Raw genomic sequence first — 17,241 nt, 5'->3', positions numbered from 1 at the left:
TTGTCACAAAAAGAGACTTTCAAGCTGTTACTTATGCTTGAAAGTCTTTTCAGTTTATATATGCGATACAATCAGTTCACAATTTCCTTCAATTGAGAAGCTCCCTGTTTCAGCCGGCAGGATAAAATGAGCTCCTTTAGGCAGTGGATATGTATGCCCATCATGCGTTAGAGCCCCTTCCCCGCTAATTACACTGCACAGCAAAAACGGATAATCTTGCGAAAGCTCTACTGCTTGATCAATTTCCCATTTATACACAGAAAAATACTCTGCTTCAACAAAAGTTCGAATGGTCAGCCCACGGCGTGTTTCAACTGATTCATCTGCATAACCGTCTACATGAGGGACCGTTGTGACATCAATGGCTTGCGCAAAATGAAGTTCACGTTCATGGCCATTCTGATCTTTTCGTTCATAATCATATACTCGATAGGTTGTATCTGAGCTTTGCTGCGTTTCGAGGACAAGCGTTCCTTCGCACAGCGCATGAATGGTACCACTCGGCACATAATAAAAATCACCAGGCTTAATCTTGACACGACGCAAAAGACCTTCCCAATCTCCACTGTTCATCATGGTCACAAGCTCAGTTCTTGTTCTTGCGCTGTGCCCATAGATCATTTCTGCTCCTTCTTTGCAGTCAATGATATACCAGCACTCTGTTTTTCCAAGCTCGCCATTTTCATGTCTTTCCGCATAATCATCATCTGGATGAACTTGAACGGACAAGTCTTGGTTTGCATCTAAAATTTTGGTTAACAGCGGGAATCTGTCGCCTTCTATTCCCCCGAACAATTCTCTGTGATTGTCCCATAGTTCGATCAGCGTTTTCCCTTTATATGGACCGTCTTGCACGACACTTGGTCCGTTTGGATGAGCAGAAATTGCCCAGCATTCTCCCGTTTGTTCAGAAGGAATATCATAGCCAAATTGATCTCTTAAGGCTGTACCTCCCCATATTCTCTCCTTCAATTCAGGCAGTAAAAAAATTGGTGACTGCTTCATTCAGGATGACTCCTCCCTTTGCTACCCTTTGATAATCCTTGCCAAGCCTTGATGAAAACTAGCAAGTCTCAACTTTTATTATGACGCTATCTAAAAAGAAGTCAATCCTTTCAGTACACCAAATGAAAACGATAACACGAAAAGATTTTATCCTTTGACAGAGCCTGCAAGAAGCCCTTTGACAAAGTATTTTCCGAGCAGAATATAGACCAAAAGTGTCGGCAGTGCGGCCAATATTGCCCCTGCCATTTGGACGTTCCATTGCACAATTTGACTGCCTGATAGATTTTGCAAGGCAACCATCACTGGCTGATGCTCCGCAGTGGTCATCGTGACTGCAAATAAGAACTCATTCCACACATTTGTGAACTGCCAAATCGCGACCACAACAAACCCTGTGATCGAAAGCGGAAGAATCATATGTCTGAAAATCCCGATAAACCCTGCGCCGTCCATTTTTGCCGATTCAATCATTTCATCAGGAATGCTCACATAGAAGTTTCGAAACATGAGCGTTGTGATTGGAAGTCCATATACGACATGGACAAGCACCAAACCTGGAATCGAATTGTACAATCCGACTTCACGTAAAAATTGAATGAGTGGAATGAGGATACTTTGGTATGGAATAAACATTCCAAACAGCATCAGCGTAAAGACCACTTCCGATCCTTTGAAACGCCATTTTGATAGGACATAGCCATTCATCGCCCCTAAGACAGCTGATAATAAGGTGGCCGGAATGACTAGATAAAGAGAATTCATTAAATTGGGCGCTAGCTTTTCAAATGCGATTTGATAGCTTGAAAAATCGAGTGTTGATGGCAGCGCCCACATTTTTTCAAGGGTCACTTCACTTAATGGCTTCAAACTTGTGACGAGCATGACATAGACTGGCATGAGGAAAAAAAGGCTGCACAAAATCAATAAAGCATAAAGGACTGGACGGACAAACCATCTAGCTGTCATGATGACGCCCCCTTCCGGCTCGACAGGAGATATGGCACGATAAAGACCGCAACAGAGATCAGCATCACAATCGCGATGGCGGCACCACCTGCATAATGGTTTCCTCTAAAGGTCATTTCAAACATGTAAACGCCCGGAACATCTGTAACAAAGTTTGCACCCGGTCCTGTCATCGAGTAAATCAAATCGAAAATCTTTAATGAAATATGAGCCATAATGATAATGACACTTGCAGTAATCGGCTTTAGTAGAGGAAAAATAATCTTCCGGTAAATCTGCCATTCGGTTGCGCCATCCATTCTAGCAGCCTCTCTTACTTCCTCTGGAATGCCTCTCAAACCTGCCAAATACATCGCCAGAGAAAAACCAGTCATCTGCCAAACAGCTGCAATGACGACAGCAATCATGGCCCCAGGGACACCAAACTCAATTTTCCCCCAGGCAAATCCGGCTAAAATGTTCGTATCCGTGTACCACTTAGGCTGAATACCAAGCGTCTTTAAAAAGAGATTCACTCCAGTGGACGGGTTTAAAATCCATTGCCAGACGACCCCTGTCACAACAAAAGAAAGAGCCATTGGAAAGAAAAATAAATTCCGAAATAGAGATTCACCCTTGATTTTCTGATCTAGTAAAATCGCAAGTGCGAGACCAGAGGCAATAACGGCTCCAATAAAAAATAGAGTAAAAAAGACCGTATTCCGAAGATCTGACTGAAAGCGAAAATCTTGAAACAGCATCATATAGTTTTGAAGACCTGCGAAAGAGAAATCGGGAACAAGCGAGGTCCAATTTGATAATGACACATACCCTGTCCAGCCAATAAAACCGTAAACAAAGATGAATAATAACACAGCTGACGGGGCTAAAAAGAGAAGCGCTAGTAGCTGATCCCCACTCCATTTTCTCCGGACGCGTTTGACTTTGGGTGTTGTTGTCTTTGTGATCGGCGATGTATCCATACGCATGAAGCTACACTCCTTTTTAAAAAAGAGGCGGTGCTAAGTCGCCGCCTCTTCGTCTTTATTTCATTGAATCTTTTAAAGATGAAACAAACTGGCTGCTGTCTTTTTGTGTGACGAAGATATTGACGGCTTGATTCGCTTTTGTCACAAACCCTTCTTCAGCAGCTGAACCATGCGCGAGAGACGGCGCCAGCTTTGATTCTTTAAATGCCTTCATCGCCGATTTTCCGTATTCATCATATTTAGAAACATCAGCATCCACACGTGCCGGAATCGATCCCTTCAGCGGATTGAATGCATCCTGTCCTTCCACAGATCCCAAGACAGATAAGAATTTCTTCACATTTTCTGGCTGTTCCACGCCTTTTGGCAGTCCAAATGTATCGGTGATCACCATAAAGCTTCCCTCAGTACCAGGAGTCGCCACGTATCCAAAGTCTTTATTCACCTTCAGATCCAGATCATTCACAAAGTACCCCTTCGCCCAGTCGCCCATGACATTCATTGCAGCTTCCCCTTTTGCTACGAGCTGCGAGGCATCCTGCCAGTTACGTGAACTGTGATCATCATTGACGTATTCAAGCATGCGTCCAAAAATATCTGCCGCTTCCTTCACTTTTGCGTCATCCATTTTCATGTCGCCAGCCCAAAGTTTTTGATAGTCGTCAGCGCCTAAAACGCCGAGCAGTACACTCTCAAACAAATGTGTTGCTGCCCAAGGTTCTTTATCCCCTAGTGCAAGCGGTGTAATGCCTTTTTTCTTTAATGCATCTGCTGTTTTGAAAAACTCATCAAAGGTCGTTGGCGGCTCTAATCCTGCATCATCAAATACCTTCTTGTTATACCAAAGCACATTGCCCCTGTGAATATTCACTGGTACTGAATAGATTTTCCCATCTTTGCTGACAAGGTCGATGAGTGATTCCGGAAATTTGTCCTTCCAGCCTTCTTTTTCATATAGATCATCGAGCGGCTCCATTTTGCCCGCTGCGACCCAGCTCTCATTCAGCTCCGCTCCGCCATGTACTTGGAATGTAGCTGGCGGGTCGTTTCCTTGCATCCGGCTAGTCAGAACAGCCTTTGCATTTGTACCAGCACCGCCTGCGACGGCTGCATTTTCAATTGGGATATCTTTGTTTTTCTCTTCAAACAGTTGAATGAGTGCTTTTAGTCCATCCTCCTCACCTGCTCCAGTCCACCAAGAGAAAATGTCGAGCTTCTCTGCTCCATCCTCTTTTTTTGCATCTGAGTTCGTCGTTGAACTACAGGCAGTGATGATAAGCATACAGAGCGCTAACAGCGTAAAGCCTAATTTAACCTTCATGATTGATCCCCCATCCCTATTTTGTAAGCGTTATCAAAATAAGTATAATGGAAGATCCTTGCTTTTTTTCAGACAAACTTCTTCACTTTTTTATGAAATTCTTCATTTTTTTACGGTCTGTTTTCGATATTCCTTCGGTGAACAGCCGACCATCTTCTTAAACACACGGCTGACGTAATTGGGATCTGTATATCCCGCCTGATAGGTAATTTCTTTTAAACTCAGCGAGCTGTCTTTGAGAAGTTTTTTAATTTTATCCAGTCGGCAGTTCGTCACATATTCTTTAAATGCCAGCCCTGTCACGTCTTTAAACCGTTTTGTGAAATAGGTTGGACTTAAATCAACATAGGCGGCTGTCTGCTCCAGCGTGATCTGTTCACAAAAATGCGTTTTGATGTAGCGCTTTGCCCGCTCCATGTCATTCACAGTCTGGGTCCTTGCTTCGTACACATCAAATAAATGTTCACAGCACTGGCGGCATTCTGCTAAGGTGTTGATCGTGAATATAGGCCAGTCTGTTCGGAGCCGTGATTTAAATAAAATCAGCAGCTCTTTTAGTTGTGACAGGGTTGCCCCCTCTAGTTCAAAGGCATCGAATAAAGCCAGCGCATCCTCTCTTCTCCCTTCTTCCATTGCCTGCATCATATCGTCAGCAAGCTCAGGCAGGTGGATCAATGGATGAGACTGTGCTTCTGTTTGGTAAAAGCCATAACGAACAACGCCGGGGCTCTTTTTCCGCTGATAATAGGAAAGCTTCGCCTCTGCTGCACTTTTTTGAAGATAAAGCGGATTGGAGACTGGGTGTCCCATGCCAACGACCGGTGAAGGCTGATCGTTTGTGGTGGCCGTTCGAATCGCCTGTAGGATATCTGCTTTTAACTGACCAGGCGCTTGGTGACGATAAATGAGACAGGTAAACAGCTCACCACTCACTTGAATCGGTACCGTATGAAAAAGTGGAGATGTCTGTAAATCTATCAACAGCTGATTCCCCATTGTCCGCTGCACAGCGATGACAAGACCTGCTTCGAATTCATGAAACAGTTGTTGAAATTCCGTGGAGGTATAGGATTGACCGTTGATGACATGGGCTTCAAGCCACTTTGACTGCTGCCCAGCCGCTACCGCCTGCCGCTGAGACGCCTCCTGCTGAATCTCTGCCGCTACCGTTCGAATGGCGGCGATGGTTTCATCTTTGTCAGCCGGTTTGACGAGATATTGCTTCACCCCTTCTTGCATCGCCTGCTTGGCATAATCGAAGGTATCGTAGGCTGTCAGCATAATAAATTTTGTATGAGGACTGATCGCTTTGATTTGCTTGATCGCTGTCAAACCATCCATTCCAGGCATCTGAATATCCATGAGCACAAGATGAACCGGCTCAGTCCGCACGAATTCAACCGCCTTTTTTCCATTTTCAGCTTCTCCCGCGATATGACACTCTGGAAGCCAATCCGTCATGAACTTCCGCATCGCTAGCCGTTCTATCTTTTCATCATCTACAATCAGCACGTTCAGCATGCCGGTCCCTCCTTCATCGGAATAGCCAATTGAATGGTGGTCCCTTCGTTTGGCTTTGAATCAATTTGAAGAGCATTTTGTACTCCGTAAAACAAGCGCAGCCTTGATATCACATTACGAAGACCGATTCCCGTTGAATGCCCTTTACTCAAGATGTTTGGGTCTTCCTCATCTTTTTCTGATAGCAATCTCCTTCTCTCTTGTTCATTGATTCCCACCCCATTGTCCCGAATCCGAATCATCACATAGCCGCCTTCTTGATAGATCGAGAGCTCTACAAGTCCGTCTTCCTCCTTTGGCTCGACGCCATGAATAAAGGCATTTTCAACAAGCGGCTGTAAGGTGAGACTTGGGATAAGTACAGATAAACAGGATTCATCTATGGTTGTTTTGCATGTGATACGATCGGCAAATCTTGTTTCTTGTATATGAAAATATTCTTTGACCACTTTTACTTCTTGTTCTAGCGTAACAGATGCACTAAGAGCTGATAGCGAATAACGCATGAGAGTGGAAACAGATTGAATCAATCTCGATGTGGCATCCGCTGATTCTAAGTAAGCCATGCGTGAGACGATGTTTAATGTATTAAATAAAAAATGGGGGTTCATTTGGTTTTGCAGCGTCTTCAGCTTCATGTCTTTGATTTTTTGATCTAAGGCTGCCTTTTGTTTCATCTCTTCAATCATCATTTTCATTTCTTGACGCATTCGCTGAAATGCCTCATTTAATACAGATATTTCATCCTTTGAGGTGACATGCAAGTCCGCTCCATCAAAGTTTCCTTCCGATACTTCCTTTACGCTTCGAGAGAGATGGACGATTGGTCTTGATATTCCTCCAGCAATCATATACGCCATCCATAATGCGACCCCAATGGAGAGCGTAAACAAACACAAGGTGAAGAGCGCATAGGTTTGGTGTCTTTTTTGCAGAGATTGATAGAGTACTTGATATTCAGACAATTCATCATCAAGCAAGGTCATCGTTTGCTCTTGTATGTAGGAGGAGACGGTTCTTACTTCCTTCACACTCGCTGCATATTCTTTGATTTTTCCTTCTTTTACGTGTGTCATGGTCGCATCACTTTCGTTGATAAGCGTTCGCATCATATATTGATATTTTTCAATAGAAGGAATTGCCGCATGAAGCCCGGCATCTTTTCGCAATGTCTGGTCGTAGGATTTCATTTTTTGTTTTGAAGCTAGATATTCTTTGGCAAACTGCTGATCCTTTTCAATCGCATACGCATTGACCTTTTCATACATCGTTTTTGCCTCTGTCGATATATCATTAAGTAGAAGAAAGGAACGAAAGCTTCTGCTGTATTCTGATGTGATATTCGAGCTACTCCAATAGACGAAAAAAGCGGCCACGTTGCCAAGGAACACAAGGGTTAAAAATGCCAGTAGCAACTTACTTCGAATCCTTCTCACGGCTGCATCCCCTGCCTTCTGTCTGTTTGCTGGAGCGGCAGATCCTCGCGCCGAATCACACTCGTTCCTGTGTACTGAAGCGGCTCTTCTTTTTCACCTTTTTGCAAACGCACAAGCGATTCCACTGCTTGATAGCCCATTTCATAAGGGTGCTGAACAACGACGGCATCAATCTCTCCATCATCGAGCGCCTGAATCGTATCTGGCAACGTATCAAATGCGAGTACATAGATATCTGTGGTCGATTGATATTGCGATGTTGCTTGAATGATGCCTACACCATCTAATGCACTCGTGCCGTAAAATGCAGTGAGATTGGCATGATCGTTTAATAGTTTATACGCTGCACCGGAGGCGCCTGATTTTGTAATGGCTGATTCTTCTATTCCAGCAATATGAATGCGTTTTTCAGCGGCGACTGCGTCTCGAAATCCTTTGACACGCTGCTTTTGATGAACGGCATCAAGCCTGCCTGTGACAATTCCCACATACTGTTCACCTTTTGTATCTGCGATAAGTGCCTGTCCTGCGATAAAGCCTGAATAATAATTGTCCGTGCCAACATACACTTGACGCTTGCTCCCCTCTGCATCCGTATCAACGGTGACAACATCAATGCCCTTTTCCCTTGCCTTCTGAAAAAGCGGTTTGTATTTTTTCGCATCAAGCCCCTGTGTCATAATGCCATCGACATGCCCTGCGATTGCCATATCAATGGTTTTCAAATGGTCATCTATATCAGCTTGTTTCGGACCCAAATATTCTAAATACACGCGATGAGCGGCTGCCGCATCAGCAGCTCCCTTTTGTACTAGCTGCCAATATTCATTATCAAGTTCCTCCGGTACAAGGACAAAATGATATTGATAGGCAGATGACGCCTTTTCGGAAGCGCTTTCAATTTTAAATAAATCTTGACCTAATAATGTTAAAAACATGACAGAAACGATACAAAAAGTGAGAAAGGCGCCCACCCCGATCCACTTTGAACCTTTCACCACATCCTCCCCCTTTCAAACGTTGCGCATAAAAAAAGAGCTGCTTATAAGCATACTCTCTCGACCTCTATAATTCCTTTGTCATAAATAAACTGTTTGGATCTTCTTCATATGAACCGAAAGGCGGACAACTATCAAACCCAACACTCTCATATAGTTTTCTTGCTGGCTCGAAGAAAGACATCGCACCTGTCTCTAAGCTGATACGTGAATAACCACGCCTTTTTGCCTCTTGGAGAAGATGGTTCAGCATATACCTTCCTACACCTTTTCGCATATGGGGAGCTGCAGTCCTCATGGATTTGATTTCGCCGTGATCACTTGACAGCTCCTTTAATGCTCCGCAGCCAAGAAGCTCCTCTCCATCCCGAACACTCCACACTGTGACACCTTGCTTTTTCAATTCAGCTAACGGAAGGGCATGGATGCTTTCTGGCGGGGAATGCTTTTTCATTTCTTCTAAATGAGCGGTAATCAGCTGCTCTATTTGTCCATCTGTGAGAGTATCTTGTTGAATGTACATGTCTTCTATCACTCCTTCATAAATATTGTACGTGATGAGTCAGCATTCACCTGCTGTTATGTCACATAAACGAACAAACAACCGGCATTCATCTGCCAGTTGTTCATTTGATAGCGCCTATTTATGAAGAAAGAACCGCTTGTAATTCTTCTGCCGTACTGCTTTCAAGCTGACTTCCGACCCCTACTGCAACTGCGCCAGCTTTGAGCCATTTTGGCACATCGGTTGGATGAATCCCCCCCGTTGGAATAAATTCAATGTCTGGAAATGGACCTTGTAAGTTTTTCATATAGGATAGACCGAAGGAGCCGCTTGGAAAAAGCTTGAGCAAGCAGTATCCAGCTGCTTTTGCCTGCATAATTTCACTTGGGGTGAGGACACCTGGTACATAGAGTGTGTCGTGAAATGAGAGATGCTCTCCAATGACAGAAAGATATCCTGGACTGACAATAAATTGTGAGCCTGCGTCAATGGCTGATTGCGCCTGCTGAAGTGTGGTGATTGTGCCTGCTCCCACAATCAGATCTTGTTCATGCTGAAAGGATGCGATGATGCGTTCCGCATTGGGCGTGGTATACGTCACTTCAATGGCACGAACACCCTTTTTCTTTAAACGCTGAATGATCTCAATGCCTTCCGATTCGCTCCCCGCCCTCACCACTGCGATTAGCTTACAAGCCGCGAGACGTTCTTTAACGCTCAAACTTGCTGACTTCCCCATATCCTTCATCCCCCTTCATATATTCCCGTCTGTGATATCGTTTGGCTTCTTTTATAAAAGACTGAAGCTCTTCCCGAGTAGGCAGGCCGTCCTTATCGCCTGGAGACATCACCGCAAGAGCTCCTACAGCATTGCCTCTCCTTACAGATTTTTCACATGATAAACCGTCCAGTAAGCCGCTGATAACCCCCACGGCAAATCCATCACCGGCACCGACTGTATCCACGACATTGGGCACATAAAAGCCGCTCACCATCCCCTGATTGGCTGCACTTTTATAATAGGCACCTTCTGCACCGAGCTTAATGACCACAAGCTTGACGCCTTTTTGTAAATAAACATCTGCAATCTCTTCCGGCTCATGACAGCCTGTGAGCCTTTGTCCTTCTGCAAGCCCCGGAAAAAACCAATCCACTTGATAAGCGATTTGATTCACTGTATGGATCATATCTTCCTCCTCTTCCCATAGCTGCAGCCGAAGGTTTGGATCAAATGAAATGGTTTTGCCTGCTTCTTTCATCTTCTGAAGAGCATGAAAAGAAAACGCTCTCATTTCACTGGATAATGCAGGCGGAATACCTGTCATATGGAGATGCCCTGCCTGTTGGAAATAATCCGCAGGAAAGTCACTTGGACTCATGGTGCTCGCAGCAGAACCTTTGCGATAATACGTAACGTCAGGATCTCCATCCATCACTTTGGATTTAAGTAAGATCCCTGTTTTGGCCCCATCATTTGAACGGATCACTGCACTTGTATCGACTCCTTCTTTTTGAAGCTCTTCTAAAATAAATGTGCCAAGTGAATCTGCTCCGACTTTGCTCATCCATCCCACATCAAAACCTAGCCTCGCCAAACCGACTGCCACGTTACTTTCAGCACCAGCAAGCGCCTTTTGAAATGTATGCACTTGATGAAGCTCTCCGGCTTCTTTTGCGTAAAACATCGCCATTGATTCCCCAAATGTGACTGCATCCAATGCTTTCACTCATTTCTCCCCTCTCTTGGTACCGGTTTCAAATCAGTTGAAAAAGAGAGAGCATGCACATATGTATACTCTTCTCTGTTTGTTATTTATAAAGATTTTCTTACGATGATTTCTCCATCAAGTTGAATGGTTTGTGGCGCACTTTCATCCCCTTCAAGCCGAGTCTTGATTTTTTGCATGGCGGCTTTCCCCATTTCATGAGATGGCTGGGCAACCGTTGTGATTCCAGGCCCAATCAGCTTATACCATTCTGTATCATCAAAGCCTGCGACGCCTATATCTTCTGGAATCTTTAACCCGAGTTCTACAAGCTCACTGATCAGCTTTAGCATCAGTAATCCATTGGCTGCTAAAATCGCTTTTTTTTGCTGATTTGTTTGAACAAAATGGACAAGTTCTTCTCGCAATTGTTCTTTTTGTTTCAAATCAATTTCTTTAATAATAGGTTTCTTATGTTTACTCATGGCTGTCTGTTCATATGCTTCTTTTCGTTCTTCACGAGGACTGATCCCATCAACTGGCTCAGTAAAGAAGGCGATGTGCTCATAGCTTTTCTCATACATTTGTTGAAGCAGTTGGATCGTGATATCACGGTTATTCGTTGTCACTGTGTCGACTTTTAGTTCAGATAATTTCCGGTCAACAAGGACAATCGGCACACCGTCTTTCTGAAAATCCTGCAAAATGTCATTGTTCTGGCCTGTCGTATTGATGATGAGACCTTCAATATAATGCGCATTCAGTTTGAGGAGCATTTCTCGTTCTTTTTCTGGCCGGTTATCTGTGTTGCATACCATGATGCTGTATCCATATTCATCACAAATTTCTTCGACTCCGCGAAGTGTCGCTACAGAGAATGGATTTGTAATGTCGGCTACAATAAACCCAATGACCTTGCTTTTTCTTACTTTCAAACCTTGGGCGAGCTGACTCGGACGATAATGCAGTTCTTCAATGGCTTTTTTGATTTTTTTGACCTTTTCAATCGAAATTTCATTTGTTCTGCCATTGATATATCTGGATACAGTTGATTTTGAAACCCCTGCATAAGCGGCCACTTCGTTGATGGTCACTTTCGTTTGCTTTTTCTCTTTCATTCAAAAAACTCCCACAATCAATGTCTTCTCATTTGTTTCGAAACCGATTTCAAATAACTTAAAAAGAGCATAACATAACTTCTTGAATTCCAGAAGATTTTTTTGCTTGAAGATGGCAAAAAATCATTTAAATAAACAAAAAGAAAGCGATTTCAAATTAACGGTTGACGTCTCCTTCTTTTTCCTCTAATATTTTCCTTGAAACCGATACCAAATAAAATACCCATACTTTGTTTCAGATGGAAAGGGAGGCTTATCTCAAATGGAAAATCGTTATGCTGTACACCCTGAGCAGGTCAAACGTTTTACAACAGAGGAACTTCGTCGTCATTTTCATATTCCTACACTATTCGTCAGTGGTGAATTAAAGCTCTACTATTCGCATGAGGACCGCGTGGTGATTGGCGGAGTCATGCCGTCTGCAGAGCCGCTCAAATTAGATGCTGGCGACTTTTTACGAACGGAATATTTCCTTGAAAGACGCGAGATCGGCATTGTCAATGTCGGCGGTCAAGGAACGGTCACTGTCGATGGTGAAGCCTTTGTACTGGAGCACAAAGATTTCTTATATATTGGGCTTGGACACGAAGATGTACAGTTTGCTAGTGCATCCGGCGAGGAAGCCAAGTTCTATCTTGTATCAGCCACGGCTCATCAAGCGTATCCTACGCAAAAAGCAGCCATCGCTGAGTTAACACCGAATCACTTAGGGGAAGCGTCTGCTTCCAACGTACGAAATCTATATCAAGTTATCCACGCAAACGGCATCCAAAGCTGTCAGCTTATGATGGGAATCACTCAACTGGAAACCAATAACACATGGAATACGATGCCTGCTCATATTCATGATCGGCGTATGGAAGTGTACTTATATCTTGATATCGAAGAAGATGCTCGTGTCTTTCATTTTATGGGGGAGCCATCTGAAACAAGACATCTCGTTTTGGCTAATGAAGAAGCGGTCATTTCTCCTGCTTGGTCCATTCATTCAGGCTCGGGCACAGCGAATTATTCATTTATTTGGGCGATGGCTGGCGAGAACTATACGTTTAAAGATATGGACTTTGTCCCAATGGACCAGCTGAGGTAATGTGATGACAACAGCATCCTATGTAGCGTCCCTCTTTTCTCTTGAAGGCAAAACAGCCCTTGTGACAGGTCCTGGAACGGGCATTGGGCAGGGCATTGCTGTGGCGCTTGCCAGGTCAGGCGCAGATATTATCGGCACATACCACCATACACCGCTTGAGGAAACGAAAGCGCTTGTCGAACAGGCGGGCCGCTCGTTTCATGCGGTTCAGGTTGACTTTTCCGATCCTCAAAGTGCAAAGCAAGCTGTCGATGCCATGTTACAAAAGCATACAATTGATATTTTAATCAATAATGCTGGCACCATTAAAAGAGAGCAGGCCGCTCATTATTCAGAGGAAGATTGGCATACGGTCATGGATGTGAATATCAATAGTCTCTTTTTCCTCACCCAAAGGGTTGGGCGGCAGATGCTGAAAAATGGGCAAGGGAAAATCGTCAATATCGCCTCCCTTCTATCATTTCAAGGCGGCGTCTTTGTCCCCGCTTATACAGCAAGTAAACACGCAGTCGCAGGGCTGACGAAGGCCTTTGCAAACGAATGGGCGAACCAGCATATACAAGTGAACGCGATCGCTCCTGGTTACATTGCGACCAATAATACGCAAGCCATTCGGGACGATGAGAATCGAAATGAAGAGATTCTCAAACGAATCCCTGCCGGGCGCTGGGGAAAGCCTGAGGATCTAGCCGGTGCGGCTGTTTTCCTTAGCTCACCAGCCTCCGATTATATGAACGGTCATATTTTAGCTGTTGATGGCGGCTGGCTTGCGAGATAAACAGACGAGAGAATTCCTATTTGCAGGGATTCTCTTTTTTCTATTTGCATAATTCTCCACCATCCGAGTCACTCTATAAAAAACATGACATGAGGGTGAGGTATTATGAAAAGTCGTATTGAACAAGATATAGCGTCCGTCATCAAGCGCGTCAAGAGCTTTGCCGGGAAAAGTGATGATATCGTGTTCCACTCATTTTCATTTGGTCCTTCAGCTATCTCTGCATGTCTCATGTACGTTGAAGGACTCACAGAGTTTGAGATGCTTTCCAAACAAATCATTTCACCCATGCAAAAGGAATTGGATATTACGGAGGTTGATCCTAATACGCTTCCGGCTCTGTCTAAAACGTTCTTTGGCATCCAAAATGACGTGCTGGAGGATATGAACCTTGCCATCGAGCAGTTATATAGCGGCAGGGCTATTTTATTTGTAGATGGTGCAGCACAAGCACTTGCGCTCCAAACGAACCTTTTTCAATTTAGAGAAGTAGAAGAGCCGCAATCGGAAGTCCTTGTAAGAGGGCCTCGGATCGGTTTTATTGAAAACCTTGAAAAAAACACGGCTTTAATTCGTGAGCGGGCAAACGACCCAAACCTTGTCATTCAAAAGGTGAATGTAGGTACTCGCAATAAGAAGGCCGCAGCCCTTGTATACGTTCGTGATATTGTTGATCCCAAATTAGTAGAAGATGTTTTATCACGGATGTCCGAAATTAAAATGGATGACATCCCTGAAACCGGCTATATTGAACAACTGATTGAGGACAGCCACATCTCCATTTTTCCGCAGATTCAAAATACAGAACGTCCAGACCGGGTGATTGCATCTGTGCTTGAAGGGAAAGTATCGATTTTACTCGATGGCACTCCCTTTGCACTCATTTTACCAATGACCTTTACAGCCTTGATGCAATCACCTGAAGATTATTATCAGAGATGGACTAGTGCGACTCTTTTACGTTTACTCCGTTATATCGCTGTTTTGCTCACGATTTTTTTACCCGGGCTTTACATTGCACTTGTCTCTTATCACCCAGGCTTATTACCAACACGGATGGCACTCACCATCGCAGGCAGCCGTCAGAATGTTCCGTTCCCTCCTGTTGTTGAGGCGATTCTCATGTCTTTTACGATAGAGCTGCTGCGGGAAGCTGGACTTCGGCTGCCTAGAGCCATCGGGCAGACAATTGGGCTCATTGGCGGGGTCATCATTGGTCAAGCGGCTGTCCAAGCCAATATCGTCAGTGCCTTAATGGTGATTATTGTGTCGCTAACGGCACTCGCTGACTTTACGGCACCATCCTATGACTTTAGTTTCCCGCTGCGTATCTTGCGATTTATGGCCATTTTCAGTTCAGCGATGTTTGGGTTATATGGCTTAATCATGTGTTATTTATTTGTGCTTTGTCACTTGATGCAATTAAAGACCTTTGGTTTTGACTATTTCACGCCTGTTTTGTCTTCACCGTTTTCAGATTTAAAGGATACGTATGTACGTCTTCCAATTGGGTTATTTAAATCGAGACCGAAAACAGCAAAAATAAAAAATCTCAAAAGACAAGGAGATTAACCGATGTACAGAGCTGAGAAGCTATCATTGTTACAAGTCACCATTCTGTGCAGCTCTACAATGATAGGCGCTGGAATTTTAACCATTCCACGCAGTTCTGCCAATTCAGGATTCCCTGATGGCTGGATCATTGTATTAATACAGGGAGTCATCTTCGCTTTCGTTGCTTTTTTGTTGGGATGGATTGCTGAAAAAAATGCGCCGGATACCATTTTTGAGTCAAATAGAAAAGGAGCCGGTGCCATCTTTGGCACGTTCTTCAATTTAATACTGATTGTCTATTTACTAGGCATCGTCGGCTTCGAAGCGCGTGTTCTCGGAGAAGTCGTCCAATTTTTCCTGCTGGAATCGACTCCCATGGCAGTGATTGTGATGATTTTTCTTCTCGTGGCGATCTATCATTTGAAAAGTGGTATTTTTCCAATAGTCAAAATGGTGACATACATATATCCGATGACGATGATTATTTATATTGGGCTCATGCTGTTTAGTTTGAAAATATTCGATTTTGATTATTTGCGTCCTGTGATGGCGCACGGGTTTCGGGATTTTAGCAAGTTGTTCTCTCAAACCTTTATTCAATTTACTGGCTTTGAGGTCATTTTGTTTGTTGTACCACTTATTTATAAAGACAAATGGTCAAAAGCGAAATGGGCAGCTGCGATCGGGGTTGGGATTACTTCTCTTATCTATTCCCTCACGCTCTTTGTTGTGATTGGTTCCATGACAGTAGGTGAAACGAAATCCCTCACCTGGCCGACTGTATCCCTCATTCAAGCACTAGAACTTGAAGGGGTCTTCATTGAACGATTTGATATATTTTTGCTGACGATTTGGACGTGCCAACAGTTTATTTGCATGCTAGGCTTTTTCCAATTTGCCATTAAAGGTTGCCATACAGTCTTTAAGACGACCAATGTAACGAGACTGCTATGGCTGCTGTTTTTGATTACCTCTGCCCTCTCTTTATTTCCGAGAAATATCAATGAAGTCTTTTACTACTCTACTTTACTCGGCTATGCATTGTTCGTCGTTTTAGCCGTTCCTTTTATTACAGCCATTCTGCTGATGATACGCAAAAAATGGGGAGGTCGATCTGCATGAGAGGAAGACGTGTATTGTTCATTTTTTTGTCCTGCTGTCTCTTCCTTCTATCAGCAGGATGCTGGGACTTAAAAGATATTGAAAAATTATCATTTGTGCGCGGCGTTGGAATAGATGAGGAGGAACAGAAAGGAGTTAAGCTCACTTACCAAAACCTGGTGCCGAAGATGGGCGGAACACAAGAGGCCGATTCTCCTGGCTATGTAAACGTCGTCTCGAAGGGGAAAAACGTGCTGGAGGCTGTCAGTAATGTCGCCTTAAAGGACCCGCCAATCTATAGTGATCATCTAAAAATCTTTCTGTTCGGCAAAGATCAAGCAGAACATCACGATATTCAAGGAACGCTCAATCATTTTATTCGAGATGATGAAGTTCGGCGAAGCAGCTATCTCCTCGTGTCACGTGGTGATGCATCAAAAGTAATCAATCAAAAATTGAAATCACAGCAAAAGGTTCCAGTTGAACATATCTTTGAAACATCCAAAAACCGAAACTTTAACGGAAAGATCTTACTGCCAACACGTATTGGCCGGGCATCTGATTACTTCCAGATGGGCGTGAGCTTCCTTGTCCAAAGTGTAGACGCGATAGACGGCGAGCTTATCTATGATGGGGCAGGAATCATTCACGGTAAAAACCGAAAGCTGATCGGATTCATCCCTGCAAAGGATGTCCAATCTTTAAACTGGGTGATGGACCGAATCTCAGGCGGCGTTGTACCAGCTACTTACAAAGGCTTTCCGATCACATATGAAATTAAGAAAGCCAAAACTAAGATTGAACCTTATCTGAAAGATGGGCATATTTCCTTTAAGATTATTGTCAACACAAATGGAAAGCTTTCTGAAGATCAGTATCCTGAAGAAAACTCATACGATGAGCAGTACATCCAAAGATTTGAGCGTCTTTTTGCAAATAAAATCAAACAAAGGATTCAAAAAGCGGTTCATCATGTGCAAAAAGAGGTGGGCGTTGATCCTATCTTTTTAAGCCGGCAATTTCGTATTAAATACCCTGACTATTGGGAAAAGCATCGAGACGAATGGGATGCGCTCTTTCAAGAAGCGGAAATCGAATATGATGTCAAAGTCAGCATTTTAAACTTTGGGGCAGAGGGCTCAACGAAAAGCTTCAAATGGTAATGCAAAAG

16 protein-coding genes are annotated in these 17,241 nt (G+C 43.8%); 5 read left to right on the top strand and 11 right to left on the bottom strand.

The window, feature by feature from the left end; genetic code table 11:
* Window positions 1-54: 54 nt before the first annotated feature.
* The 11 genes from manA to GPS65_RS02265 all read right to left on the bottom strand — a co-directional run bounded on the left by manA (window position 55) and on the right by GPS65_RS02265 (window position 11,547).
* Complete coding sequence (manA, locus tag GPS65_RS02315; protein WP_119125468.1) at window positions 55-1,005, bottom strand: mannose-6-phosphate isomerase, class I; 951 nt, start codon at window positions 1,003-1,005, stop codon at window positions 55-57.
* A 147-nt stretch (window positions 1,006-1,152) separates the two neighbouring features.
* A complete protein-coding gene (locus GPS65_RS02310; protein WP_012011467.1) occupies window positions 1,153-1,974 on the bottom strand; it encodes a carbohydrate ABC transporter permease in 822 nt (273 codons plus the stop codon).
* Window positions 1,971-2,942, bottom strand: a complete 972-nt coding sequence (locus GPS65_RS02305) for a carbohydrate ABC transporter permease (RefSeq protein WP_161985308.1) — start codon at window positions 2,940-2,942, stop codon at window positions 1,971-1,973. The genes GPS65_RS02310 and GPS65_RS02305 overlap by 4 nt, the downstream gene beginning before the upstream one ends.
* A 55-nt stretch (window positions 2,943-2,997) precedes the next feature.
* Window positions 2,998-4,263 (bottom strand): ABC transporter substrate-binding protein, encoded by a 1,266-nt coding sequence (locus GPS65_RS02300; RefSeq protein ID WP_012011469.1) that lies wholly within the window; start codon window positions 4,261-4,263, stop codon window positions 2,998-3,000.
* A gap of 102 nt (window positions 4,264-4,365) precedes the next feature.
* Window positions 4,366-5,784 carry a response regulator gene (locus GPS65_RS02295; protein WP_161985307.1) on the bottom strand — a complete coding sequence of 473 codons (1,419 nt, stop codon included), beginning with the start codon at window positions 5,782-5,784 and terminating at the stop codon, window positions 4,366-4,368.
* A complete protein-coding gene (locus tag GPS65_RS02290) occupies window positions 5,778-7,220 on the bottom strand; it encodes a sensor histidine kinase (RefSeq protein WP_041815962.1) in 1,443 nt (480 codons plus the stop codon). The genes GPS65_RS02295 and GPS65_RS02290 overlap by 7 nt, the downstream gene beginning before the upstream one ends.
* Window positions 7,217-8,218 (bottom strand): sugar-binding protein, encoded by a 1,002-nt coding sequence (locus GPS65_RS02285; RefSeq protein WP_041815965.1) that lies wholly within the window; start codon window positions 8,216-8,218, stop codon window positions 7,217-7,219. Before GPS65_RS02285 ends, GPS65_RS02290 begins: the two co-directional genes overlap by 4 nt.
* Before the next feature lie 67 nt (window positions 8,219-8,285).
* On the bottom strand, window positions 8,286-8,741 hold the full coding sequence (locus GPS65_RS02280) for a GNAT family N-acetyltransferase (protein WP_041815968.1): 456 nt from the start codon (window positions 8,739-8,741) through the stop codon (window positions 8,286-8,288).
* A gap of 121 nt (window positions 8,742-8,862) precedes the next feature.
* Window positions 8,863-9,462, bottom strand: coding sequence for a bifunctional 4-hydroxy-2-oxoglutarate aldolase/2-dehydro-3-deoxy-phosphogluconate aldolase (locus tag GPS65_RS02275; protein WP_012011474.1), 600 nt, complete (start codon window positions 9,460-9,462; stop codon window positions 8,863-8,865).
* Window positions 9,434-10,450, bottom strand: coding sequence for a sugar kinase (locus tag GPS65_RS02270; protein WP_012011475.1), 1,017 nt, complete (start codon window positions 10,448-10,450; stop codon window positions 9,434-9,436). The genes GPS65_RS02275 and GPS65_RS02270 overlap by 29 nt, the downstream gene beginning before the upstream one ends.
* A gap of 86 nt (window positions 10,451-10,536) precedes the next feature.
* Window positions 10,537-11,547 (bottom strand): LacI family DNA-binding transcriptional regulator, encoded by a 1,011-nt coding sequence (locus GPS65_RS02265; RefSeq protein ID WP_012011476.1) that lies wholly within the window; start codon window positions 11,545-11,547, stop codon window positions 10,537-10,539.
* A gap of 262 nt (window positions 11,548-11,809) precedes the next feature.
* Between GPS65_RS02265 and kduI the strand changes: the two genes are divergently transcribed.
* The 5 genes from kduI to GPS65_RS02240 all read left to right on the top strand — a co-directional run bounded on the left by kduI (window position 11,810) and on the right by GPS65_RS02240 (window position 17,233).
* Window positions 11,810-12,637 carry a 5-dehydro-4-deoxy-D-glucuronate isomerase gene (kduI, locus tag GPS65_RS02260; RefSeq protein ID WP_012011477.1) on the top strand — a complete coding sequence of 276 codons (828 nt, stop codon included), beginning with the start codon at window positions 11,810-11,812 and terminating at the stop codon, window positions 12,635-12,637.
* Between the two features lie 4 nt (window positions 12,638-12,641).
* Window positions 12,642-13,415 (top strand): 2-dehydro-3-deoxy-D-gluconate 5-dehydrogenase KduD, encoded by a 774-nt coding sequence (gene kduD / locus GPS65_RS02255; RefSeq protein ID WP_012011478.1) that lies wholly within the window; start codon window positions 12,642-12,644, stop codon window positions 13,413-13,415.
* A 105-nt stretch (window positions 13,416-13,520) separates the two neighbouring features.
* The gene (locus tag GPS65_RS02250; protein ID WP_012011479.1) at window positions 13,521-14,987 is read left to right on the top strand and encodes a spore germination protein; all 1,467 of its coding nucleotides are present in this window, start codon (window positions 13,521-13,523) and stop codon (window positions 14,985-14,987) included.
* Window positions 14,988-14,990: 3 nt separating this feature from the next.
* Window positions 14,991-16,091, top strand: a complete 1,101-nt coding sequence (locus GPS65_RS02245) for a GerAB/ArcD/ProY family transporter (RefSeq protein WP_012011480.1) — start codon at window positions 14,991-14,993, stop codon at window positions 16,089-16,091.
* Window positions 16,088-17,233 (top strand): Ger(x)C family spore germination protein, encoded by a 1,146-nt coding sequence (locus tag GPS65_RS02240; RefSeq protein WP_144455413.1) that lies wholly within the window; start codon window positions 16,088-16,090, stop codon window positions 17,231-17,233. The genes GPS65_RS02245 and GPS65_RS02240 overlap by 4 nt, the downstream gene beginning before the upstream one ends.
* Window positions 17,234-17,241 lie beyond the last annotated feature (8 nt).

The organism is Bacillus pumilus (assembly GCF_009937765.1).
GTDB lineage: Bacteria > Bacillota > Bacilli > Bacillales > Bacillaceae > Bacillus > Bacillus pumilus_O.
The sequence above is the reverse complement of the archived record's forward strand: the minus strand, read 5'-3'. Positions and strand labels throughout refer to the sequence as shown.